Source organism: Cupriavidus sp. 09_S30 (genome assembly GCF_056930435.1).
In genome coordinates this window covers 3400795-3421200 of the sequence record NZ_JBXOWI010000001.1, presented here as the reverse complement: position 1 = coordinate 3421200, position 20406 = coordinate 3400795, and the positions used below count along the sequence as shown (strand labels likewise).

18 protein-coding genes and 1 pseudogene are annotated in these 20406 nt (G+C 68.2%); 8 read left to right on the top strand and 11 right to left on the bottom strand.

The window, feature by feature from the left end; all coding sequences use genetic code 11:
* Positions 1–8: 8 nt before the first annotated feature.
* Positions 9–1028: a benzoate 1,2-dioxygenase electron transfer component BenC gene (gene benC, locus AC1Z3O_RS15990; RefSeq protein ID WP_483516678.1), complete on the top strand. Its 1020-nt coding sequence runs from the start codon at positions 9–11 to the stop codon at positions 1026–1028.
* Between the two features lie 14 nt (positions 1029–1042).
* Positions 1043–1828: a 1,6-dihydroxycyclohexa-2,4-diene-1-carboxylate dehydrogenase gene (locus AC1Z3O_RS15985; RefSeq protein WP_483516676.1), complete on the top strand. Its 786-nt coding sequence runs from the start codon at positions 1043–1045 to the stop codon at positions 1826–1828.
* A gap of 143 nt (positions 1829–1971) precedes the next feature.
* On the opposite strand, the gene AC1Z3O_RS15980 is transcribed toward AC1Z3O_RS15985, so the two are convergent.
* Together AC1Z3O_RS15980 and AC1Z3O_RS15975 are read right to left on the bottom strand one after the other, a co-directional pair.
* On the bottom strand, positions 1972–2538 hold the full coding sequence (locus tag AC1Z3O_RS15980) for an acyloxyacyl hydrolase (RefSeq protein WP_483516675.1): 567 nt from the start codon (positions 2536–2538) through the stop codon (positions 1972–1974).
* A gap of 325 nt (positions 2539–2863) precedes the next feature.
* Positions 2864–3421 carry a hypothetical protein gene (locus AC1Z3O_RS15975; protein WP_483516674.1) on the bottom strand — a complete coding sequence of 186 codons (558 nt, stop codon included), beginning with the start codon at positions 3419–3421 and terminating at the stop codon, positions 2864–2866.
* Between the two features lie 260 nt (positions 3422–3681).
* Here AC1Z3O_RS15975 and AC1Z3O_RS15970 point away from each other — a divergent pair, with 260 nt between their 5' ends.
* Positions 3682–4029 (top strand): winged helix-turn-helix domain-containing protein, encoded by a 348-nt coding sequence (locus AC1Z3O_RS15970; protein WP_483516673.1) that lies wholly within the window; start codon positions 3682–3684, stop codon positions 4027–4029.
* A gap of 230 nt (positions 4030–4259) precedes the next feature.
* Here AC1Z3O_RS15970 and AC1Z3O_RS15965 read toward each other — a convergent pair whose 3' ends face one another.
* Entirely contained in the window at positions 4260–4925 is a 666-nt protein-coding gene (locus AC1Z3O_RS15965; protein WP_483516672.1) for an alpha/beta hydrolase, read from the bottom strand.
* A gap of 263 nt (positions 4926–5188) precedes the next feature.
* Here AC1Z3O_RS15965 and AC1Z3O_RS15960 point away from each other — a divergent pair, with 263 nt between their 5' ends.
* Positions 5189–6100, top strand: a complete 912-nt coding sequence (locus tag AC1Z3O_RS15960; RefSeq protein ID WP_483516671.1) for a transporter substrate-binding domain-containing protein — start codon at positions 5189–5191, stop codon at positions 6098–6100.
* 10 nt (positions 6101–6110) lie between these two features.
* On the opposite strand, the gene AC1Z3O_RS15955 is transcribed toward AC1Z3O_RS15960, so the two are convergent.
* The gene (locus AC1Z3O_RS15955; protein ID WP_483516670.1) at positions 6111–7004 is read right to left on the bottom strand and encodes a MurR/RpiR family transcriptional regulator; all 894 of its coding nucleotides are present in this window, start codon (positions 7002–7004) and stop codon (positions 6111–6113) included.
* Positions 7005–7257: 253 nt separating this feature from the next.
* Here AC1Z3O_RS15955 and AC1Z3O_RS15950 point away from each other — a divergent pair, with 253 nt between their 5' ends.
* From AC1Z3O_RS15950 to AC1Z3O_RS15940, 3 genes and pseudogenes are all read left to right on the top strand, one after another.
* Positions 7258–8592, top strand: coding sequence for an aspartate aminotransferase family protein (locus AC1Z3O_RS15950; RefSeq protein ID WP_483516669.1), 1335 nt, complete (start codon positions 7258–7260; stop codon positions 8590–8592).
* A gap of 95 nt (positions 8593–8687) precedes the next feature.
* Positions 8688–8978: a hypothetical protein gene (locus AC1Z3O_RS15945; RefSeq protein ID WP_483516668.1), complete on the top strand. Its 291-nt coding sequence runs from the start codon at positions 8688–8690 to the stop codon at positions 8976–8978.
* Between the two features lie 122 nt (positions 8979–9100).
* Positions 9101–10304 (top strand): annotated as a pseudogene (locus AC1Z3O_RS15940) (pyridoxal phosphate-dependent aminotransferase).
* On the opposite strand, the gene AC1Z3O_RS15935 reads toward AC1Z3O_RS15940, so the two are convergent.
* Genes AC1Z3O_RS15935 through AC1Z3O_RS15915 form a run of 5 tightly spaced genes read right to left on the bottom strand, consistent with a single transcriptional unit; the run spans position 10289 to position 15909 of the window.
* Positions 10289–11893, bottom strand: coding sequence for an efflux transporter outer membrane subunit (locus AC1Z3O_RS15935; protein ID WP_483516667.1), 1605 nt, complete (start codon positions 11891–11893; stop codon positions 10289–10291). The pseudogene AC1Z3O_RS15940 and the gene AC1Z3O_RS15935 sit on opposite strands and share 16 nt — an antisense overlap.
* Before the next feature lie 55 nt (positions 11894–11948).
* Positions 11949–13115 carry an ABC transporter permease gene (locus tag AC1Z3O_RS15930; RefSeq protein WP_483516666.1) on the bottom strand — a complete coding sequence of 389 codons (1167 nt, stop codon included), beginning with the start codon at positions 13113–13115 and terminating at the stop codon, positions 11949–11951.
* The gene (locus AC1Z3O_RS15925) at positions 13112–14149 is read right to left on the bottom strand and encodes an ABC transporter ATP-binding protein (protein WP_483516665.1); all 1038 of its coding nucleotides are present in this window, start codon (positions 14147–14149) and stop codon (positions 13112–13114) included. The genes AC1Z3O_RS15930 and AC1Z3O_RS15925 overlap by 4 nt, the downstream gene beginning before the upstream one ends.
* Positions 14146–15159: an HlyD family secretion protein gene (locus tag AC1Z3O_RS15920; protein WP_483516664.1), complete on the bottom strand. Its 1014-nt coding sequence runs from the start codon at positions 15157–15159 to the stop codon at positions 14146–14148. Before AC1Z3O_RS15920 ends, AC1Z3O_RS15925 begins: the two co-directional genes overlap by 4 nt.
* A gap of 21 nt (positions 15160–15180) precedes the next feature.
* Positions 15181–15909 (bottom strand): TetR/AcrR family transcriptional regulator, encoded by a 729-nt coding sequence (locus AC1Z3O_RS15915; RefSeq protein WP_483517628.1) that lies wholly within the window; start codon positions 15907–15909, stop codon positions 15181–15183.
* Positions 15910–16259: 350 nt separating this feature from the next.
* Here AC1Z3O_RS15915 and AC1Z3O_RS15910 point away from each other — a divergent pair, with 350 nt between their 5' ends.
* Positions 16260–17714 (top strand): carbohydrate porin, encoded by a 1455-nt coding sequence (locus tag AC1Z3O_RS15910; RefSeq protein ID WP_483516663.1) that lies wholly within the window; start codon positions 16260–16262, stop codon positions 17712–17714.
* 81 nt (positions 17715–17795) lie between these two features.
* On the opposite strand, the gene queF is transcribed toward AC1Z3O_RS15910, so the two are convergent.
* Together queF and ilvA are read right to left on the bottom strand one after the other, a co-directional pair.
* Complete coding sequence (gene queF, locus AC1Z3O_RS15905; protein ID WP_483516662.1) at positions 17796–18629, bottom strand: NADPH-dependent 7-cyano-7-deazaguanine reductase QueF; 834 nt, start codon at positions 18627–18629, stop codon at positions 17796–17798.
* Positions 18630–18692: 63 nt separating this feature from the next.
* Positions 18693–20219 carry a threonine ammonia-lyase, biosynthetic gene (gene ilvA / locus AC1Z3O_RS15900; protein ID WP_483516661.1) on the bottom strand — a complete coding sequence of 509 codons (1527 nt, stop codon included), beginning with the start codon at positions 20217–20219 and terminating at the stop codon, positions 18693–18695.
* Positions 20220–20406: the final 187 nt, after the last annotated feature.

Genomic DNA, 20406 nt, shown 5'->3' with positions numbered 1-20406 from the left:
ATTAGTCCATGGAACACACGATCGCACTTCAGTTCGAAGATGGCGTCACGCGCTTCATCACGTGCGCCGAGAACGAAACGCTGTCCGACGCTGCCTATCGCCAGCAGATCAACATCCCCCTCGATTGCCGCGACGGGGCCTGCGGTACCTGCCGCGGGCTGTGCGAGTCCGGTCAATATGACCTGCCGGCATCCAGCTATATCGAAGACGCGCTGACCGCCGAGGAAGCCGCGCAGGGCTACGTGCTGGCTTGCCAGACGCGCCCGCGTTCGGATTGCGTGATCCGCGTGCCGGCGTCTTCCGCCGCCTGCAAGACCGGCGTGACCCGCTTCGAAGGCGCCATCGCCAGCGTGGCGCGGCTGTCGGACTCCACCATCGGCTTCTCCATCGACGTGGAGGATGCGACGTCCCTGGATTTCCTGCCGGGCCAGTACGTGAACGTGGAGATTCCGGGCAGCGACCTCACGCGCTCGTATTCGTTCAGCTCCGCCCCGGGCAGCGCGCGCACGGACTTCGTGGTGCGCAACGTGCCGGACGGGCGCATGAGCGGCTTCCTCGCCAAGGAAGCGCAGCCCGGCCAGCGCATCGCATTCTCCGGCCCCTACGGCAGCTTCTATCTGCGCCCGGTTGTCCGCCCGGTGCTGCTGCTGGCCGGCGGCACGGGGATCGCGCCGTTCCTGTCGATGCTGGACGTGCTGGCGGCCAGCGGCAGCGCGCACCCGCTGCGCATGGTCTACGGCGTCACCCATGATATCGACCTGGTCGAGCTCGACCGGCTGGACGCCGCGGCACAACGGCTGGATGCCTTCACTTACCGCACCTGCGTGGCCAGCGCGGACAGCAGCCACGCGCGCAAGGGCTATGTGACGCAGCACGTGGAAGCGGAGTGGCTGAACGGCGGCGATGTCGACATCTATCTCTGCGGGCCCGTGGCGATGGTGGAGGCCGTCCGCGGCTGGCTCAAGGACAGCGGCATCGAACCCGCGGGCTTCTACTACGAGAAGTTCTCCGCCAGCAATGCGGCGTGAGTGAGGAGCATGCCATGAGAACATCCGCACGCTTTGCCGGGAAGACCATGATCGTCACCGGCGCCGCGCAGGGCATCGGGCGCGGCGTGGCGCTTGCCGCAGCCGCCGAAGGGGCCGCGCTGGCGCTGGTCGACCGCTCGCCCCTGGTCGACGAGGTGGCAGCGCAGATCCAGGGGGAGGGCGGCCGCGCCATCGCGCTGCATGCCGACCTGGAGACCTACGCCGGCGCTACCGCCATGGCGCGGGAAGCCGAGGCGGCTTTCGGCCACGTCGACATCCTGGTCAACAATGTCGGCGGCACCATCTGGGCGAAGCCATTCGAGTGCTACGAGGAAGCGCAGATCGAGGCCGAGATCCGGCGCTCGCTGTTTCCCACGCTCTGGTGCTGCCGCGCGGTCCTGCCCGCCATGCTGGCGCGCCGCCAGGGTGTGATCGTCAATGTGTCGTCGATCGCCACCCGCAGCATCTACCGCGTACCCTACGCGGCTGCCAAGGGCGGTGTGAACGCGCTTACCGCCAGCCTTGCCTTCGAGCACGCGCGCGACGGCATCCGTGTGAACGCGGTGGCCACTGGCGGCACCGAAGCCCCGCCACGGGTGATTCCGCGCAATCCGGAACCGCAAAGCGTGCAGGAGGCGGCGTGGTACCAGGGCATCGTTGACCAGACCATTGCTTCCAGCCTGATGCACCGTTACGGCACCATCGACGAACAGGTGCACGCCATCCTCTTCCTGTCCTCGGACGAAGCGGCCTACATCACCGGAACCGTGCTGCCGGTCGGCGGCGGCGATCAAGGCTGATCGCAGCGCGTTCTCTCGGAGTTGCCGGGCACCGTGCCCGGCTGCCGTCGTTCCTGCAATCGATCGGCGCTTCGCTCCGATGCATCCATGGGACCATGCGCGCCACGGCGCGGCCTTGGTCATCACGGGCGGCGCAGGCGCGGTCAGAATCGCGCCGAGTACTGCAGCATGAGGAAGTTGATGCCGGGATTCGGTTCCTTGATGCCGGCATTCGAATAATGCTGCAGCCGCAGCGCGAGCTCCGAATCGATGGCATCGCCGAAGCGGTAGCCGATCGCCAGGCGATCGCCGAACTGGAACGCCGACGAGAATGCCTTCGTGTCGGAAACCCGGGTTCGGGAAAGCAGGTGGAGACCGGCAGCGATCTCCGCGAACGGTCCGCTGCGGCCGCCGCCCTGCAGGCGAAATATCGGAGTGAGACCGATGTCGCCCATCAGAGTGCTATCCCCCCCGTGCGGATTCCAGCCGCCGACCGAGGCTTCGATCGCCATCCGCAGCCGCCAGGACTGCGCCGGGCTGCTCCACAGGTCGCGGGCGAGGTTCCAGCGCGCTTCGAGCCGAAGCATCGAAGCATCGTTTCCAGCGCCGGCCGCGACACCAAAGCGGACGGGCTCGAACAGCGCGGCATCGCCAGCCTTGGCCGGCGCGGCATGAACTGCAGCGCAAAGGCTGCCTGTGACAACTGCAAGAATCCAATTTCTGCACTGCATGGTAAAGGCGCGTGAGCTGATGCTGGCAGGTGGCGGTGCCGCCGACCGCAAAAGAGTCTAATGGGCGCGACCATGCAAAGCGAAGAGCGGAATCGGCAAAAGACTGTTCCAGTTGCAGGACAGTTCGATATCCGGCAATGGCGCGCTGCCAGCTGCCGAGGGCGGATCGCCTGCCGTCCCGCGTGTCGTGATGGCGGGCCTTTCCAGCGCGCGGCCATGGCTGGCCTTCGGAGGGAGGGACGCGCGTCTGCCGCTGGTCAAGCTGATGCCGACCGCGCGCGGCGTCGTGGCGTAGGATGCGGCGTTCCCCGCTACCTGCCTTGCCTCAGCAAGGAGTCCGCGCCGCCCGCCGGGCCAGAATCGCCAACAGGCCCTTCATCGTGTAGATCACGATCAGCGTGCCGGTGATGTCGCCGGCGAACATCACCAGGAAGCCCTGCACGAGATTCTCCCTGTCGCCATGCAGGAAGAACCAGATGTGATGAAGCAAAGGGCCCCCGATCGAGTAGGCAAGGATGCAGGCCAGCAGGCGCTTGGACGTGAGATTCGCCAGGGACCCATGCAAGCCGAAGCGCGCTTGCGCCAGCTTGTACACGACATAGGGCGCGACAGCCGCGAGGATGCCGCCCATCAATGCGCGGCTGAAATCGTTCGGGAAGAAGTACAGGAAGCAGACCAGCCAGGAGGCGATCATCAGTCCGATGGCTCCGGCTTCCCCGAACAACAGTGTGCACAGCAGCCGTATCCCGGCGGGAAGATAGACCCAGTTGATGCCGCGCACAAACTCGGAGCGCGTGAACACCCATTCGTTCAGCGCCAGCGCTGCAACGAACAGCACGACTGTCGCGATGACCATGCCGGCTTGCAAGCGGACGTTTGGCATTGGATTAGAATTCGGGCTGCGCGCTAAAGAAAGCGGGGAACCGATGATAGCGCATCAAAGTCCGACGCAAGCCCGAGTCCACTGAATCACTGAAATCGGTCGGTGCCTGCCATGCCATGCGGGCTCATCGCGTCGTTGCAAATGCTCGCAATAGCCGTGCTATTGCTGCGCTTTGCGCCTAGCGCTGATTCCCGCATGGCATGTCCTTCACCTCCCATTTCAATGATTCAGCGGACTAGCGCGAACTGAAGCCTGACTCTATGACCCGACCTGCCGACATCTACTTGCGCTTTCTGCAATTGGCCGAAGCGGTGCGCGGCTTGCCTACCTTGCCGGCGCTCGATCCGCTGGAACAGCGCATCCTCGAGTTCGTTGCCCGGGCGGGCCAGGCGAAGGACCAGTTGTCGGTGCGCGACATGATCAACCACGCAGAGCTGGGCTCGCCGTCCACGCTGCACGCGCGGCTGAAGTCGATGCGGGAAAAGGGGTGGATCCGGCTGTCCGATACCGAGGACACGCGGCGCAAGCAGGTCGAGTTGACGCCAGCCGCGTTGCGCCACTTCGACAAGCTCTCGGAATGCCTGGTCAAGGCCACCAGAAGCGGCTAATAGACGTGATATCGCCCGACTCCGCATCGGCACGCTAGGCGCGTTGCCGGCGGACGCCCTCGTCGCGTCGGGAGGGACCAAGTCGGCGGTGCGGCTCCGCGTCGCATGTCCACACGGCATGCACAGCCTTTCCACGGCCTTTCCACAGCTTATCCACAGGGGACGGCCGCGTGTCGCCGGCTCGGCCGCACCGAAGCGCGACGTCCGCGCGAGCGTGGCGGCGAGGAATCCTAGGCCGTTGCCGGGCGCTGCAGGTAGCGGCTTGCCAGCGAGCGCAGCAAGGGCAGCCTGCCGCTGAAGAAGTGGTCGGCGCCGGGGATCACCACCACGGGTAGCTGCTGCGGTCTTGCCCAATCGAACACGAGGCCCAGCGGCACCGTCTCGTCGCTCTCCCCATGGATCACCAGCGCGTGCCCCGGCACTGCCGGCGTGTCGTAGTCGCGCCTGCCTTCGATGGTGCCGGCGGGGATGCCGGCCAGGATCAGGTGGTCCACCGCCACGCCGTCCTGTGCCAGCCGGGCCGCCACCCGCGCTTGCACGAAGGCGCCGAAGGAGAAGCCGGCCAGTGCCAGCGGCGTGCCGGGATGCTCCGCGCGCAAGGCATGCACGATGCCGAGCAGGTCTTCGGTCTCGCCAATTCCCTCGTCATGCCCGCCCTCGCTCTGCCCCGCGCCGCGGAAGTTCGGCCGCACCGTCAGGTAGCCGAGCGACTGGAGCAGGCGGGCCAGCACCTGCGGCACCTTGTGCTCGGCGGTGCCGCCGAGCGCGGGGTGCGGATGGGCCACGACGGCCACGCCGCGCAGTTCGCCGGCGGGCTGGTCCCGCAATACCTCGATGCGGCCGGCGGAGCCGGTCATGACAAGGCGTTCGGTGCGCGAGGGCGTGGTGCTGGACATGGCTTTGAACTGGCTGCGGCTGCAAAGGGCGGGCGGGCATTGTCGCACGCTAGCAGTACAAGCGTTGAGCCCAGGGATGGGGCGGAAACGCCTGCATGCACCATCTGCCTGGCCGTTTGCCACGCTTTGTGCCCCATGATGTCCTTCTTCTTGTGACTATACATGTGTTTCATGGTTATCCATGATGGAACATTTGTTGCTCGTTGCTTAGCATCCGAATCGCGATGGCGCATCGCGTGGATGCCACATTCAAGGAGCGTTCAATGAAAGTCGTGAAGAGCACCAGCCTGGTGGGGGCATGCCTGGCCTCCCTGCTGGCCCATGGCGCGGCCGGCGCCGCCGATGTGTCGGCCAGCCCGACGCTGAGCAAGATCAAGCAGGCCGGCACGATCTCGATCGGGCACCGCACCTCGTCGATCCCGTTCTCCTACTACGACAGCAACCAGAAGGTCGTGGGCTTCTCGCAGGACATCTGCGACCGTGTCATCGCCCAGGTCAAGAAGGAAACCGGACTGCCCGCGCTGCAGGTCAGGATGGTGCCGGTGACCTCGCAGAACCGCATATCCCTGGTGCAGAACGGTACCGTCGACCTCGAGTGCGGCGTGACCACCAACCTGAAGGCGCGCCAGCAGCAGGTTGCCTTCTCGACCACGTTCTTCGTTGCAGGCACTCGCCTGCTGGTCAGGAAAGGCGGCCCGGTCCATGATTTTGCCGATCTGTCGGGCAAGGCCGTGGTCACCAATGCGGGGACCACCTCCGAGCGCATCCTGCGCAAGCTCAATGACGAGAAGAAGGCCAACATCACCATCCAGAGCGCCAAGGACTATGGCGAGTCGTTCCTGATCCTGCAGTCCGGCCGCGTGGCGGCCTTCATGATGGACGACGTGCTGCTGTCCGGCGCGCGCACGCTGGCGCAGAACCCGGCCGACTGGGTCGTGGTGGGCACGCCCCAGTCCTTCGAAGCCTACGGATTCATGATGCCCAAGGACGATCCTGGCTTCAAACAGGTGGTCGACGGCGTGATGACCGGGATGATGAAGAGCGGCGAGATCAACGCGCTCTATGAGAAGTGGTTCAGCAAGCCGGTGCCGCCCAAGGGCATCAACTTCGATTTCCCGATGAGCGAGATGGTCAGGAAGGCCTACGCGAATCCGAGCGACGAGGCCTTCGAGTAAGCGATGCCGGCTAGTTGCCGTGTGCCGCTACGTAGGCGCCGGCCTGGTGAAGCTGGCCTTCGGCCAGTTCCAGCGCCCGGATGGCGTCCTTGCCTTGCTTCGCCAGTAGTTGCTCGACCAGGGCTTCGACCACCGCCACGCCGGCGCTGACGGAAGGGAAGAAGGACGGGCTTTCCACCGAGAACAGCAGCGTGCAGTCGGCTTCCAGCGCGATCGGAGCCACCGTGCTGTCGGTCAGCGCGATGACGGTGCAGCCTGCCGCGCGCGCCACGGTCGCCACGCGGATGCTCTCCTGCGAATACGGTGCGAAGCTGGCGACGAACACCGCGTCCTTCGGCGCCATCGCGCGCAACTCCATTTCCAGGGTGCCGGCATCGCCGCGCACCAGGTGCACGGAACTGCGGAACAGCCGGTACACGTAGTGAAAGGTGAAGGCAATGGGGAAGCACGCGCGGAAGCCGGCGATGTGCAGGTTCGGCGCGGCGGCGATCAGGTCTGCCGCGCGCGGCAGCGTCTGCGCGTTGGCGTTGGCGATGCGATCGAGGTTCTGGTGCTGCGCGTCCAGCATCTCGGCCAGCATGCGGCTCGACCCGCTCTCGCGCACCAATCTGCGGGCGCGCTTGGCATAAGGCTGCGGGCCCGCGCGCAGCGCATCGACAAACAGCTCGCGCAGACTCTGCCAGCCGTCGAACCCGAGAAACTGTGACAGGCGCACCAGCGTGGCGGGCTGGACGCCCGCATTGGCGGCCAGCTTGCGCATCGACAGGACGGGGATGTCCTGCGGATGGTCGAGCAGGTAGCGTGCGCCGCCCTGGAACTGTGTGCTGAGTTCGGGAAACAGGGTGCGTAGCCGGGCGAGCAGTTCTTCGGGACTGCCTGGCGGGAGGGCGCTGTCGGGATGCATCTGGGGGTGTCGATCAGTGGGTGTAACGATTGTTGCACAACTAATGCGGCAAGCGATCGCCGTTGCACCGGCGATACACCCCGCGGCATCTCCGTGCCGATGATATGTGTGTTTCTGTGATTATATAAACGAAACATATGTTGCATAGCTGGGAGGCCTTTCCTATACTGGCGACTTGCATCGGGCGGCCTGTCGGCTGGCTTTGACCGCTTCGCAGCAGGCCTGCGCCTGCGCAATCCATCCCTATTTCCCCATGAGCAACGTATTCCACCGCAATCCGCGCCAGGCCCTTCCGATGGCCGTGGGCGGCCAGGGCATCGAACTGATCGACAGCAAGGGCAAGCGCTATATCGATGCCTCCGGCGGCGCCGCCGTGTCCTGCCTGGGCCACGGGCATCCGCGCGTGGTCGAGGCGATCCGGCGGCAGGTGGAGACCCTGGCCTACGCGCATACCTCGTTCTTCACCACCGAGGTGGCGGAGACGCTGGCCACCGAACTGGCCGAGGCGGCGCCGGGCGACCTGAACCATGTCTACTTCGTCTCGGGCGGATCGGAAGCGGTGGAGGCGGCGCTGAAGCTCGCGCGCCAGTACTTCGTGGAGATCGGGCAGGGGGCGCGGCGGCACTTCATCGCGCGGCGCCAGAGCTACCACGGCAATACGCTGGGGGCGCTGGCCATCGGCGGCAATGCCTGGCGGCGCGAGCCTTTCCTGCCGCTGCTGGTGCCGGCGCATCATGTGTCGCCGTGCTATGCCTATCGCGACCAGGCGGCGGGCGAGACGGACGTGCAATATGCGCAGCGCCTGGCCGACGAGCTGGAGGCCAAGATCCTCGAACTCGGCCCCGACAGCGTTGCTGCCTTCGTGGCGGAGACGGTGGTCGGCGCCACCGCCGGTGCGGTGCCGCCGGTGGCCGACTACCTGAAGCGCATCCGTGCTGTCTGCGACAAGTACGGCGTGCTCCTGATCCTGGATGAGGTGATGTCCGGCATGGGCCGCACCGGCCATCTGTTCGCCTGCGAGGAGGATGGCGTGGTGCCCGATATCGTCACCATCGCCAAGGGCCTCGGCGCCGGTTACCAGCCCATCGGCGCAACGCTGTGCGCGGATCGCATCTATGACGCCATCGTCGGCGGCAGCGGCTTCTTCCAGCATGGCCACACCTATATCGGCCATGCCACGGCCTGCGCGGCGGCGCTGGCGGTCCAGCGCACCATTGCCGAGGAAGGGCTGCTGGCCAATGTGCTGGCACGCGGCGAGCAGCTGCGTGCGCGCCTGCGCGAGAGGCTGGGCGAGCATCCCAATGTGGGCGACGTGCGCGGCCGCGGCCTGTTCGTCGGCGTGGAATTCGTGGCGGACCGCGCCAGCAAGGCCACGCTCGATCCGGCGCAGAAGACGCACGCCAGGCTCAAGGCGGCGGCGATGCAGCAGGGCCTGCTGGTGTATCCGATGGGCGGTACCGTCGACGGCGTGCACGGCGACCATGTCTTGTTCGCGCCGCCCTTCATCTGCACCGAAGCCGACATCGAGCGCATCGTCGAGCGCTTCACGCAGGCGGTGGACGCGGTGCTGCCCGCCGCGCGCGGCTGAATGGCGAAGGCCGGTGCGCGGCCCGCACGGCGGGGCGCAGGCCTGTCACAATGAGGGTCTCGCAATCCGGCCGGCCCGCAACCGGCGATCCTGCCGTGAGGCCTATTCTTTACTTGATGCTGGCAGCGCTGCTGCCGTGCGCCGCGGTGCCTGCCTGGGGCGCCGGGCGCCAGGCGGCCGCCGCCAGCGCGGCGGCGGCACAGCCACGCAGTACCCGCCTCGCAACGCCGCCGCGCGGCGCCGGGGATGGCGCCACGGGCGCGGCCGCCTCCAGCCGCTCCAGCCATGCCAGCCAGTACACGCTGCGACCCGACTCGGACACCGGCAGTAGCTTTGGGCTGAAGCCCAAGTTCGGCCTGATGCCGCGCGACGACGACCAGCGCTAGCCGGCGCGCTGCCTTGGTGGGCCCAAGGTGGGCCCGTGTGCAGCCCGCCTGGCGCCCGCGTGCCCGGCACGCGACTTTCAGGTACGCTTGCCTTTCCCGCCCTACGCCAAGGAGACGCGCCGATGTCCGCCAGCCCGGTCCACCCGTCCGCCAACTTCCCCGCGCAGGCGCGCGAGGCCGTGCGCCAGTTGCGCGCCTCGCGCATCCGCGAGGTCGCCAATGCGGGCATCGGCCTGCCGGACGTGCTGCCCTTCTGGTTCGGCGAATCGGACCAGGTTACGCCGGATTTCATCCGCGATGCCGGCAGCCGCGCGCTGGCGGCCGGCGCCACCTTCTACACGCACAACCTCGGCATCACGCCGCTGCGCGCTGCGCTGGCGGACTACGTCAGCGTGCTGCATGGCCCCACCAGCGTGGCACACGTCGCGGTCACCAGTCTCGGGCGACAGCGGCCTGATGCTGGCCGCGCAGCTGGTGGCCGGGCCGGGCGACCGCATCGTCGCCGTCACGCCACTGTGGCCCAACCTGGTGGAGATCCCGAAGATCCTCGGTGCCACCGTGCAGACCGTTTCGCTCGACTACGGCGCCGATGGCTGGACCCTCGACCTGGACCGCCTGCTGGCGGCGCTCACGCCGGACACCCGCGCGCTGCTGATCAACTCACCCAACAACCCGACCGGCTGGGCCATGTCGCGCGCGGCGCAGCAGGCGGTGCTGGCGCATTGCCGCCGGCACGGCATCTGGATCATCGCCGACGAGGTCTACGAGCGCCTGTACTACGGCAGCGAGCCCGGCGTAGGCGGCGCTGCGCCGTCGTTTCTCGACATCGCCTCGCGCGAGGAGCGCGTGATCTGCATCAACTCCTTCTCCAAGGCCTGGCTGATGACGGGATGGCGGCTCGGATGGATGGTGCTGCCCGCGGCCATGGAGGGCGATGTGGGCAAGCTGATCGAATACAACACGTCGTGCGCGCCAGCCTTCGTGCAGGAGGCGGGCGTGGTCGCCGTGCGCGAGGGCGAGGCCTTCACGCGCGATCTGGTCAGTCGGCTGCGCGCCGCGCGCGATCACCTGATGAACGCGCTGTCGGCGCTGCCGGGCGTGGATGCGCATGCGCCGGAAGGCGCCATGTACATCTTCTTCCGCCTGGCCGGGGCCGGCGACAGCCTGGCCCTGTGCAAGCGGCTGGTGCGAGAGGCCGGCCTGGGGCTGGCGCCGGGCAGCGCCTTCGGCGACGAAGGGGAGGGTTTCGTGCGTTGGTGCTATGCCTGCGACACGGCGCGGCTCGACGAGGGCGTGCGGCGCCTGCGCGGCTACCTGGCGCGCTGAGCCGGCGCAGCGCTGTCCGGAGAACTGTCGCCCGGTGCGGATGACGCCAGCCCCGCCTCGCGCCAGCCGTCCCCGCCCAGTGCCTGCAGCAGCGCGGCCGAATCGGCGAGCCGGTTGGCCTTGGCCTGCACCAGGTCCTGCACTGCCTGCCGGTATTGCCGCTCAGCATCGAGCAGCGCTAGCTGGCTGACGCCGCCGGCGCGGTACTGGCCGGTGATGATGTCCAGCGTAGCGCCGGCCTGGCGTGCGGCGTCGGCGCGCGCGCGCAGTGCCAGTGCATCGGCTTCGAGCGCGCGCAGCGTGTCGGCGACCTCCTGGAGGCCCTGCAGCACGACCTGGCGATAGGCCGCGAGGGCCTGCTCGTAGGCGGCCTCCGCGCTGCGCTTGCGCTCGAGCAGCTCGCCGCCGTGGAAGACCGGCTGCACCAGCCCGGCCGCCAGGCTCCAGACGTTGAAGCTGTGGAACAGTTCGCTGGCCGACACGCTCTGCGAGCCGGCGCTGCCGGTCAGCGTCAGTTGCGGATAGAGATTGGCGGTGGCCACGCCGATATTGGCCGACGCCTGGTGCAGCAGCGCCTGCGCCGCGGCAATGTCGGGACGCCGCTGCGCCAGCGTGGAGGGCAGGCTCAGCGGCAGCGTGGCCGGCAGGTGGAGCGCCTCGAGATGGAAGGCCGGCACCATGCCGTCCTCCACGCCGGGCGTGTCGCCGGCACTGGCCGGCGGCAGGCCGAGGTACACCGCAAGCTGATGCCGGGTGGCTGCGAGCTGGCGTGCCAGGTCCGGCAGCTGCGCCTCGGTCTGGTCCAGCTCGCCCTGCTGGCGCTGCACGTCGACTTTCGCCACGCCGCCGGCGTCAAGGCGCACCCGCATGATGTCCAGGCTGCGCCGCTGCGCGGCGGCGATTGCCTGCAGCTCGGCCAGCTGCGCGCGCAGGCCCGCCTCGCGGATGGCCGCGGTGACCACGTTGGCCGCCAGTGACAGGCGTGCGGCCTGCCATTCGAAGCGCTGGTAGTCGACAGCCGCGCGCAGTCCTTCCAGTTCGCGCCGCTGGCCGCCGAACAGGTCCAGCACATAGGAGACCTGCACCGAGGCGCCGTACAGTGTGAACGGCCCGGGGCTGGGAAACGCGTTGATGCCCAGGCTCTGGAAGTTGACCTGCTGGCGCGTGGTGTTCAGCTTGGCGTCGACCGAGGGCCATTGCGTGGCGCCGCTGCGCGCGGCCAGGTCGTGCTGCGCCTGCTGCAGCCGGGCGCGCGCTTGCGCGATGCTGGGGCTGGACGCCAGCGCGGTGTCTACCGCGCGGTCCAGCTCGGCGCTGCCGAACAGCGTCCACCAGCGCGACGGCACGTCGGCGCCGGCCTCCAGCGCCTGCGCTTCGCCAAGCGGGGTGTCGGCCTGTGCGGTACGCGCCGGCTGCGGCGCGGCCGTGTAGCTTGCCTCGCGCGGCGCGGGCGGCGCCTGGAAGTCGGGGCCGACCGCGCACCCGCCAGCGAGCGCCAGCGGCGCGGCCAGCGCCAGCCAGGGCGACAGGCGCGTGCCGGACCGGGCCTGGCCGCCGGCAGGCAACCGCGCAGGCAACCGCGCAGGCATCAGAGCAGGGAGTCGTGCAGGCAATCGTGCAGGAAATCTCATGCTCGCCTCCCCATCAGTCGAGCGTGCGCCGGTAGAAGCGCAGGGCAATCGCCATCACCACCACCATGAATAGCGCCATCGGCCAGACGTTCGGCCACAGCTCGGCCCAGCCGTTGCCCTTGAGCAGGATGCCGCGGATCATGCGGTGGAAGTAGGTCATCGGCAGCACGTTGCCGACGGCCTGGGCCCAGCCCGGCATGCCCTGGAAGGGGAACATGAAGCCGGACAGCAGGATGTTGGGCAGGAAATAGAAGAAGGTCAGCTGTACCGCCTGCAGCTGGTTCTGTGCCAGCGAGGACAGCGTGATGCCCACCGTCAGGTTGGCCGCGATGAACAGCAGCGAGGCCAGGTAGACCGCCAGCACGGAGCCGAAGAAGGGCACATGGAACACCCATCGCGCCGCCAGCAGGATGATGGTGGCCTGGATCAGGCCGATGAGGATGTAGGGCACGATCTTGCCGGTCATCACCTCCAGCGGCCGCACCGGCGTGGCCAGCAGGTTCTCCATGGTGCCGCGCTCGCGTTCGCGCGTCATCGCCAGCCCGGTCATCATCACCATGGTCATGGTCAGGATCACGCCCATCAGGCCGGGGACAATGTTGTACTGGGTGATGCCCTCCGGGTTGTAGAGGTGGTGCACCAGCACGTCGAAGGGCGGCTTGCCGCCGGCCAGCGGCGCCAACGCGCCCTGCAGATCCTTGTCGGCCACACTGAACGGCATCTGTGTCAGCGCGGCGATGGCGGCGGTCGTGGCGGAGGGATCGGTGGCATCGGCTTCCACCAGCAGCGCGGGGCGTTCGCCGCGCAGCAGCCGCCGCGAGAAGTCGGCCGGGATGTTGACGACGAACTGCGCCTCTCCCTTCATCAAGGCCTCGCGTCCGGCATCCTCGGTCGGCAGCGTGCCGGTCACGCGGAAGTAGGTGGAGTTCTGCAGGCCGGCGATGAAGGAGCGCGTGAACTCGCTCTGGTCCGCGCTGATCACGGCCGTGGGCAGGTGGCGCGGATCCGAGTTGATGGCGAAGCCGAACAGCAGCAGCTGCATGATGGGAATGCCGACGATCATGGCGAAGGTGACACGGTCGCGGCGCAGCTGCAGGAATTCCTTCAGCACGATGCTCCACCAGCGCTGCACGGAGAAGCCGGACCGCTGTGGCGCGGGAGCGCGGGCCGGTTCTGTCATGGCTGTGCTCCCGTGCGCGGCGGGCGCTGGGCCGAGCCGTTCATGGTGTCGTCGGCGCGGCTCATCATGTGGATGAAGACGTCTTCCAGGCCGGTGTCGACGCGCTCGGCGCGATAGCGCGGTCCGGCCACCTGTGCAACCGTCGCGGCCAGGGTCTCGGCGTCACGGCCCGTGACATGCAGTGCGCTGCCGAAGACCACGGTCTGGTCCACGCCAGGCGCGCCCTGCAGGCGTGCCGACAGCGCGGCGAGATCATCGCCCTGTACCGACCACGTACACAGCTGCTGGCTGGCCACCACCTCGGCGGCGGTGCCCTGCGCCAGCAGCTTGCCGTAGGCGATGTAGGCGAGCTTGTGGCAGCGCTCGGCCTCGTCCATGTAGTGCGTGCTGACCAGCACCGCGATGCCGCGCGCTGCAAGCTGGTAGAGCTGCTCCCAGAAGTCCCGCCGCGCTTTCGGGTCGACGCCGGCGGTGGGCTCGTCGAGCAGCAGCAACTGGGGCTCGTGCAACAGGCAGGCCGCCAGCGCCAGGCGCTGCTTCCAGCCGCCCGACAGCGCGCCCGCGAGCTGTTGGGCGCGGTCGGCCAGGCCGAGATCCTCCAGTGCGCGGTCCACCGCTTCGCGCCGGCGTGGCATGCTGTACATGCGCGCGACGAAATCCAGATTCTCGCGAATCGAGAGGTCCTCCCAGTAGGAGAACCTCTGCGTCATATAGCCGACGCGGCGCTTGATCTCGGCGCTCTGGCGCAGGATGTCGTAGCCCAGGCAGGAACCCTCGCCGCCGTCCGGCGTCAGCAGTCCGCACATCATGCGGATCGAGGTGGTCTTGCCGCTGCCGTTCGGGCCGAGGAAGCCGAAGATCTCGCCATGGCGCACCTGCATGGTCAGCGCATCCACCACCAGCTTGTTGCCGTAGCGCTTGCTCAGGCCGCGCACGTCGATGGCGGGAGCGTCGGCGCTGCCGCCGCCATGGCTGTCATTGCGGCCATTGCTGCCGCCCGTCGGCGCGGGGCCTTGCCGTTCGCTCGTGCTCATGGCCTGCTCACCGCCACCGGCTGGCCGGGATGCAGCGCGGGCGCATCGGCCGGCGACGGGCGGGCCTCGACCAGGAAGATGAGCTTGCGCCGCGTCTCGTTGCTGTAGATCACCGGGGGCGTGTACTCGGCCTCGTTGGAGATGAAGCTGATGCGGGCCGGCACCGGGCGCGCGCAGCCGTCGCAGCGCACGGTGATGGCCTCGCCGTAGCGCAGGCTGCCTACCTCCGCCTCGGGCACAAAGAAGCGCACCTTGACGTTGCCCGGCGGCAGCATGCGCACCACCGGGCTGCCCGCCGGCACCCACTCGCCGAGCCGGAACACGGTGTCATAGACCAGCCCGCCCTGCGTGGCGGCGATGCGCTTGCGTGACAGCCTCCACTCCGCCTGCGCCAGCGCGGCGCGCACCGCCTCCACCTGCCGCGCCTGCGCCTCGCGCTGGGCATCGCGGCCGGGCAGGCGGGACACGTCGACGCTGCGCTGCAGTTCCCGCACGTGCGCCGCGTCGGCCTGCGCCGTGGCGCGGCTGTCGTCCAGCTGGGCCTGCGAGATGCCGCCTGCGGCCAATTGCACGGTGTCCCGTGCGAACTGGGTGGCGCTGCGCTGGGCCTGGGCGCGCGCCTGCGCGAGCTGGGCGCGATTCACATCCACTTCGGGCGGCCGCTTGCCGGTGCGCAGGTCCTCGAGTTGCGCCTGGGCCGCTTGCAACTGGGCGGCGGCCTGGTCGCGCGCGGCGCGCTCATCATCGTCCTCCAGCACGAAGAGCGGCGCCCCGGCAGCCACCAGCTGGCCACGGGCGACGGCAAGCTGCTCGAGGCGGCCGGCGAACGGCGACGCCACATTGACGAATTCGCCCTCGACATAGCCCTGCCAGCTCGGCGCTGCCGGCCGGCCGCAACCCGCGGCGAGCGCGCAGGCGGCAAGCAGCACCGGCCAGGCGGGGCGGGCGGTGTGGGCAGATCGCGCAGGCGGCCGCGGTGCGGGAGGCGGGGTCGGGTTTCGGGCTGGCATGGCGGTTCCGTGGCGCAAGGCTCAGGCGTGGCGACGAGGGGAGGGCGGCACGGGCGGCGCGGGCGACAAGCCGTGCGCCAGCAAGGCGCCGACATGCCGGGCCAGTGCCTCGCTGTCGATCGAGGCCGCCCCCGGGAGCTGGCGCCAGATATGGGCCGTGGACAGTGGCAGCAGCGTCAGTCCGATCAGCGAGACGATCAGCAGCGGCGGCTCCAGCCCCGGCGCGATCGCCCCGCGCGCCTGTGCTGCCTGCAGGCCTGCGATCAGCCGCCCTGCGCGCTGCAGGACAACCCGGTGCAGCATGCGCTCGCGCAGTTGGCCGTCCACGCCGGCGATCTCGCGGATCCATAGCCCGGGAAGCCAGGGCGTGGCTGCCGCCATGCGGATCAGGCGCACGGCAATGCCGCGCAATAGTGCCGGGATATCGGGCTCCCGGGCCGCGGCGGCTTCGGCCATGACCGCATCGAGGGGGGCGAACACCTGCTCGATCAGCGGGCGCAGCCGCTCGTCGACCACGGCGTCGAGCAGTTGCCCGCGGTCGCGGAAGTAGTAGTGCACCAGGGCCGGCGTCACGCCGGCAGCGGCCGCGATGGCCTTGATGGGCGTGGCAGCCACGCCGCGGTCGGCAAACAGCACGGTTGCCGTGTCGAGCAGCAGGGCCCGCTGGCCGGGGCTGTCTTCGCCAGGCCGGCTCGGCCGCCCGGGGCGGCGCGGACCGGCTCCGCGCGCGGTGCTGGTTGCGCCGGGCAAGGCCTCGGCTGCCGGCGCAGCGGCCGGTACGGGCACGGATCCGGTGGACGGGGCAGGCGGCATGGGCAGCTCCTGGCGATCAATTCATATTAATTGGCGCATTAATTAATTCAAGCCGCATCCGGCTGGCCGCCTGGCTGCCTGCCTGCCAGGGTGGGGTTCCGCGCGGAGGCGAGATGGCAGGGAGGTGCAGCCGGGGCTACTCGGTGAAAACGCTTTGCGGATCGATCACATGTTGCGTTGCAGCAATGCAAGGTGGACATGTCATTCCGGCTTGGCTATGCTTCGTCCGCCGATAGCCGCATGGGCCCTGCGGACCCGCGCCCTGCCGAACCTGCCCCCTTTTTTTCATGCTGTTTCCCCAGAACGCCATTCGGGCGGCCAGCCCCTTTTGTTGCCTGCTGCTGAGCGCCGCGCTGTCGCTGAGCGCCGCGCCAGCCTGGTCCCAGGCAGCGGCGGCGGGCGACACGGCGGCGCCAACTCCGGCGGCGTCGGCGGAAACGGGCGCCGCCTCCTCGACGGGCGCCGCAGCGGAAGCAGCCGCCACGCCCGCGCAGAATCCGGAGGAGGACCGGTTCGCCTTCCATGGCCAGGCCACCTATGTCTGGCAGCGCCAGCCAGCTTTCGATGCTGCCTATTCCGGCCCCAACAGCCTGATGCCGGAACGCGCGAAGAGCTATTCGTTCAGCACCACGCTGGATCTGGGCATGCGCCTGTGGCACGGCGCGGAGTTCCACTTGAATCCGGAGGTCACGCAGGGCGTGCCCTTTTCCGGCCTGCACGGCCTGGGCGGGCCGACCAACGGGGAACTGGCCAAGGTGTCGAGCACCAGCCCGACCGTCTATCGCGCGCGTGCCTTCCTGCGCCAGACCTGGGGGCTGGGTGGCGGCACGGAACAGCAGGAGGCCGATTTCAACCAGTTCGCCGGCAGCGTGGACAAGCGCCGCCTGGTGCTGACCGCGGGCAACTTCAGCGTGCTCGACGTGTTCGACCAGAATGACTACGGTTCGGATCCGCGCACGCAGTTCATGAACTGGTCCTTCATGGCGCACGGTTCCTTCGACTATCCCGCCGATGCGCGCGGCTACGACTGGGGCCTGTCGCTGGAGTACATCGGCGACGACTGGTCGGTGCGCTTCGGCCGCTTCCTGCAGCCGCTGGAGTCAAACGGCCTGGAGCTGGACACGCGGATGTTCGAGCACTACGGCGACATCCTGGAGTTCGAGCGCCGCTACAAGCTGGCGGGCCAGCCCGGCGTGGCGCGCCTGCTGCTCTGGCGCAACAAGGCGCGCATGGGCTCGTTCAGCGACGCCATCGCCTTCGGGCAGGCCACGGGCACCACGCCCGATGTGGCCAATGTGCGCCAGGAGCACGCGAAGGTCGGCATCGGGCTGTCCTTCATGCAGAAGGTCAATGATTCGCTGGGCGTCTTCCTGCGCGCGAACATGTCCGACGACAAGACCGAGACCTACGCCTTTACCGAGATCGGCCGCCAGGTATCGCTCGGCGGCATCCTGGCCGGCACGGCCTGGGGCCGCCCGCGCGACAACGTCGGCCTGGCCATGGCGATCAATATGCTGGGGCGGGACCACCGCGCCTATCTGGCGGCGGGCGGGCAGGGCGCCTTCCTGGGCGACGGCGCGCTCGACTACGCGCCCGAGCAGGTGTTCGAAGTGTTCTACAGCGTCCAGGTCTTCAAGTACCTGAGCGTCAGCCCGGACTTCCAGTACATCCGCAATCCGGGCTACAACGCGGCGCGCGGGCCGGCGAAGTTCTACGGCGTGCGTTTCCACTCCGAGTTCTGAGCGCCGGCGTGGCGCACGCCCGGCTGGCCCGCCCCGGCCCGGCCGGGGCCGCCCACGATGCGCCAGCCTGCTACCTGCTACCTATTGCCGCGCGTTGCGCCGGTTGTCCGGCCAGGGCGTGTTGTAGTTGGTGCGGAAGGGGTTGATGTCCAGCCCGCCGCGGCGCGTATAGCGTGCGTAGACGGCCAGCTTGACCGGTTTGCACTGGCGCAGCACGTCCATGAAGATCCGCTCCACGCACTGCTCGTGGAACTCGTTGTGGTTGCGGAAGGAGATCAGGTACTTGAGCAGTCCTTCCTGGTCGATCGGCGCGCCCACATAGCGGATCTGCACGCTGCCCCAGTCGGGCTGCCCGGTCACCAGGCAGTTCGACTTGAGCAGGTGCGAGACCAGCGTTTCCTCCACCGGCGATTCGTCCTGGTCCGCGCGCAGCAGGTGCGGCGCGGGCTCGTAGATGTCGGTCTCGATGTCGAGGCGGTCGAGCAGCAGGCCGTCCAGTTCGCCCATGCGCTGCTGGCCGAAGGCGGCTTCGGCCGTGATGCGTACCTGCACGGTGGCGCCGGCGGCCTCCGACAGGTCATGCTGCAGCAGTTGCTGCAGCGCCTCGGCCGAGGCGATCTTGCTCTGGTTGAATGAGTTCAGGTACAGCTTGAACGACTTCGATTCGATGATATTGGGCGAGTCGGCCGGGATCATGAAGCTGGCCAGCGCGACCTGCGGCTTGCCCCTCATGTTCAGCCACGACAGCTCATAGGCATTCCAGATGTCCACGCCGAAGAAGGGCGCGCGCTTGCCTTCGGGCAGGCCGATCTCGGTGCGCTTGGGCTGGCGCGGGATGGGGAAGAGCAGGGTGGGGTCGTACTCGGCCTTGTAGGCCGAAGGCTTGCCCAGTGGGGAGTGTTCGGGAAGGCTCATGCTTTGCCTCGCTTGCCGTTCCCGCGCTGGGCAGGAACGGGTTCAGGTGGTCTGACGGCTGTCTCAGGCCAGGAACAGCTTGTAGACGGGGTTGTCGGTCTCGTCGATGTGCGTGTAGCCCAGCGTGGACAGGAAGGCGCGGAAGTCTCGCTTCTCGTTCTTCGGCACCTGGATGCCGACCAGGATATTCGAAGTATCGGCGCCTTGGTTGCGGTAGTGGAACAGGCTGATGTTCCAGTTCGGGCTCATGCTGGAGAGGAACTTCATCAGCGCGCCCGGGCGCTCGGGGAATTCGAAGCGGTACAGCAGCTCATCCTGCGCCAGCGGCGAGTGGCCGCCCACCATGTAGCGGATATGCTGCTTGGCCAGCTCGTCGTTGGAGAGGTCGAGCGCGTCGAAGCCGTGCCGGCGGAAGTTGGCGGCGATCTTGTCGCTCTCCGCCCGGCTGCTGATCTGCAGGCCGACGAAGATGTGCGCCACGCTGTTGTCGGCGATGCGGTAGTTGAACTCGGTCACGCTGCGCGTGCCGACCAGTTCGCAGAAGCGCTTGAAGCTGCCGCGCTCTTCCGGGATGGTGACGGCGAACACCGCCTCGCGCGCCTCGCCCACCTCGGCGCGCTCGGCGACGAAGCGCAGGCGGTCGAAGTTCATATTGGCGCCGCAGGCGATCGCCACCAGCGTTTCGCCCTTGAGCTTCTCACGCTCGGCGTAGGCCTTCAGGCCCGCCACCGCCAGCGCGCCGGCCGGTTCCAGGATGCTGCGGGTGTCCTGGAACACATCCTTGAGGCCGGCACAGATGGCGTCGGTGTCCACCAGGATGATGTCGTCGACCAGCTCGCGCGTGATGCGGAAGGTCTCCTTGCCCACCAGCTTGACCGCGGTGCCGTCCGAGAACAGGCCCACGTCCTTCAGTTCGACGCGCTTGCCGGCGTCGACCGAACGTTTCATCGCATCGGAGTCCACCGTCTGCACGCCGATGACCTTGATCTCGGGGCGCACCGCCTTGATGTAGGCGGCGATGCCGGAGATCAGGCCGCCGCCGCCGATGGCGACGAAGATGGCGTGGATGGGCGCCGGGTGCTGGCGCAGGATCTCCATGGCGATGGTGCCCTGGCCGGCGATCACCTCGGGATCGTCGAAGGGGTGGATGAAGGTCAGCTTGTGCTTCTTCTCCAGCGTGGCCGCATGGTTGTAGGCGTCGCTGTAGGACTCGCCGTGCAGCACGATCTCGACCCACTTGCCGCCGCGTTCGCGCACGGCATCGATCTTCACCTGCGGGGTGGTGACCGGCATGGCGATGATGGCGCGGCATTGCAGCCGGGCCGCCGACAGCGCCACCCCTTGCGCGTGGTTGCCGGCCGATGCGGCGATCACGCCACGCTTGAGTTCCTCGGGCGTCAGCGAGGCCATCTTGTTGTAGGCGCCGCGCAGCTTGAACGAGAACACCGGCTGGGTGTCCTCGCGCTTGAACCAGACGGCATTGCCGGTGCGGGCCGACAGCTGGTGCGCGTAGGTCAGTTCGGTTTCCTGTGCCACGTCGTACACCTTGGCGGTCAGGATCTTCTTCAGGTAATCGGGTTTGCGGGTCATCGTCGGCGCCGGCGGGGCGGCTCAATAGCGGCAGGGAACGGCAAAAAGCGGGCAAAAACGGCAGCCGGCGGAAGCAGCCGGCAAAGTGCCTGGAAAATGCGCAAAGCGCTAATGATAATGGATGGCAAGGCAGGCCGAGGCGGCAGGCAATGCGGCGCCGACGCCATGCCGCCGGCATCCGGCGTGT

What these genes read in the sequence shown, in the direction of transcription:
- AC1Z3O_RS15910 (WP_483516663.1), top strand. Translation starts at nt 16,260, where the DNA reads ATGCTGTTTCCCCAGAACGCCATTCGGGCGGCCAGCCCCTTTTGTTGC.
- ilvA (WP_483516661.1), bottom strand. Translation starts at nt 20,219, where the DNA reads ATGACCCGCAAACCCGATTACCTGAAGAAGATCCTGACCGCCAAGGTG.
- AC1Z3O_RS15980 (WP_483516675.1), bottom strand. Translation starts at nt 2,538, where the DNA reads ATGCAGTGCAGAAATTGGATTCTTGCAGTTGTCACAGGCAGCCTTTGC.
- AC1Z3O_RS15965 (WP_483516672.1), bottom strand. Translation starts at nt 4,925, where the DNA reads ATGTCCAGCACCACGCCCTCGCGCACCGAACGCCTTGTCATGACCGGC.
- benC (WP_483516678.1), top strand. Translation starts at nt 9, where the DNA reads ATGGAACACACGATCGCACTTCAGTTCGAAGATGGCGTCACGCGCTTC.
- queF (WP_483516662.1), bottom strand. Translation starts at nt 18,629, where the DNA reads ATGAGCCTTCCCGAACACTCCCCACTGGGCAAGCCTTCGGCCTACAAG.
- AC1Z3O_RS15935 (WP_483516667.1), bottom strand. Translation starts at nt 11,893, where the DNA reads ATGCCTGCGCGGTTGCCTGCGCGGTTGCCTGCCGGCGGCCAGGCCCGG.
- AC1Z3O_RS15985 (WP_483516676.1), top strand. Translation starts at nt 1,043, where the DNA reads ATGAGAACATCCGCACGCTTTGCCGGGAAGACCATGATCGTCACCGGC.
- AC1Z3O_RS15925 (WP_483516665.1), bottom strand. Translation starts at nt 14,149, where the DNA reads ATGAGCACGAGCGAACGGCAAGGCCCCGCGCCGACGGGCGGCAGCAAT.
- AC1Z3O_RS15970 (WP_483516673.1), top strand. Translation starts at nt 3,682, where the DNA reads ATGACCCGACCTGCCGACATCTACTTGCGCTTTCTGCAATTGGCCGAA.
- AC1Z3O_RS15920 (WP_483516664.1), bottom strand. Translation starts at nt 15,159, where the DNA reads ATGCCAGCCCGAAACCCGACCCCGCCTCCCGCACCGCGGCCGCCTGCG.
- AC1Z3O_RS15975 (WP_483516674.1), bottom strand. Translation starts at nt 3,421, where the DNA reads ATGCCAAACGTCCGCTTGCAAGCCGGCATGGTCATCGCGACAGTCGTG.
- AC1Z3O_RS15955 (WP_483516670.1), bottom strand. Translation starts at nt 7,004, where the DNA reads ATGCATCCCGACAGCGCCCTCCCGCCAGGCAGTCCCGAAGAACTGCTC.
- AC1Z3O_RS15930 (WP_483516666.1), bottom strand. Translation starts at nt 13,115, where the DNA reads ATGACAGAACCGGCCCGCGCTCCCGCGCCACAGCGGTCCGGCTTCTCC.
- AC1Z3O_RS15950 (WP_483516669.1), top strand. Translation starts at nt 7,258, where the DNA reads ATGAGCAACGTATTCCACCGCAATCCGCGCCAGGCCCTTCCGATGGCC.
- AC1Z3O_RS15960 (WP_483516671.1), top strand. Translation starts at nt 5,189, where the DNA reads ATGAAAGTCGTGAAGAGCACCAGCCTGGTGGGGGCATGCCTGGCCTCC.